1 rRNA gene is annotated in these 1437 nt (G+C 56.3%); it reads right to left on the reverse strand.

What is annotated here, in order from left to right:
• Positions 1-1266 (reverse strand): 23S ribosomal RNA (locus tag BCL65_RS18195); the annotation flags it as partial.
• Between the last annotated feature and the right edge of the window lie 171 nt (positions 1267-1437).

Raw genomic sequence — 1437 nt, forward strand, 5'->3', positions numbered from 1 at the left:
AGGGGATGCTGGGTAAAGTGTGAGTGCCACGGCTTCGGCGGTGTACTTGAGCCCCGCTACATTGTCGGCGCGGAATCACTTGACCAGTGAGCTATTACGCACTCTTTCAAGGGTGGCTGCTTCTAAGCCAACCTCCTGGTTGTCTGTGCAACTCCACATCCTTTCCCACTGAGCACACGCTTAGGGGCCTTAGCCGGTGGTCTGGGCTGTTTCCCTCTCGACTACGAAGCTTATCCCCCGCAGTCTCACTGCCACGCTCTGGCTTACCGGCATTCGGAGTTTGGTTGACGTCAGTAACCTGGTGAGGCCCATCGGCCATCCAGTAGCTCTACCTCCGGCAAGGAACGCGTGACGCTGCACCTAAATGCATTTCGGGGAGAACCAGCTATCACGAAGTTTGATTGGCCTTTCACCCCTAACCACAGGTCATCCCCTCAGTTTTCAACCTAAGTGGGTTCGGTCCTCCACGCCGTCTTACCGGCGCTTCAACCTGCCCATGGCTAGATCACTTCGCTTCGGGTCTAGACCCGGCGACTGAATCGCCCTGTTCGGACTCGCTTTCGCTACGGCTTCCCCACACGGGTTAACCTCGCCACCGAGCACTAACTCGCAGGCTCATTCTTCAAAAGGCACGCCGTCACCCCTGCTAGGGAGGCTCCGACGGATTGTAGGCACACGGTTTCAGGTACTATTTCACTCCCCTCCCGGGGTACTTTTCACCTTTCCCTCACGGTACTTGTCCGCTATCGGTCACTAGGTAGTATTTAGGCTTAGCAAGTGGTCTTGCCAGATTCACACGGGATTTCTCGGGCCCCGTGCTACTTGGGATCCCCTTCACCAGGCCACGCCATTTCGTCTACGGGACTCCCACCCTCTACGGTCCGCCATTCAATGCGGTTCGACTATGACACGACTTTTTTACTGGTCAGAACCATGTCAGTGGCTCTCGAAAGGTCCCACAACCCCACACACGCAACGCCTGACAGCTTGACACGCATATGGTTTGGCCTCATCCGCTTTCGCTCGCCACTACTCACGGAATATCTCTTCCTGCCGGTACTGAGATGTTTCACTTCCCGGCGTTCCCTCCTGCACCCTATGAATTCAGGTACAGGTGACCGCACATGACTACGGCCGGGTTCCCCCATTCGGACATCCTCGGATCACAGCTCGTTTGCCAGCTCCCCGAGGCTTAACGCAGGCTACAACGTCCTTCTTCGGCTCCTAGTGCCAAGGCATCCACCATGTGCCCTTATAAACTTCGACACACACTACAAATATGCTACAGAAATCCAAGAATAATACTTGAACATCTGGGATGCTCGCGTCCACTGTGCAGTTCTCAAGCAACGGACGGTCCCGCCGGCCCACCGGTACACCCACCCCAACAACCGTGGAGCGGTCTGCACCAGACCAACGACCCGTATCCATCCGAGG

Origin of the sequence: Isoptericola halotolerans (assembly GCF_003003075.1) — a bacterium.
Classification (GTDB): Bacteria; Actinomycetota; Actinomycetes; order Actinomycetales; family Cellulomonadaceae; genus Isoptericola; species Isoptericola halotolerans_A.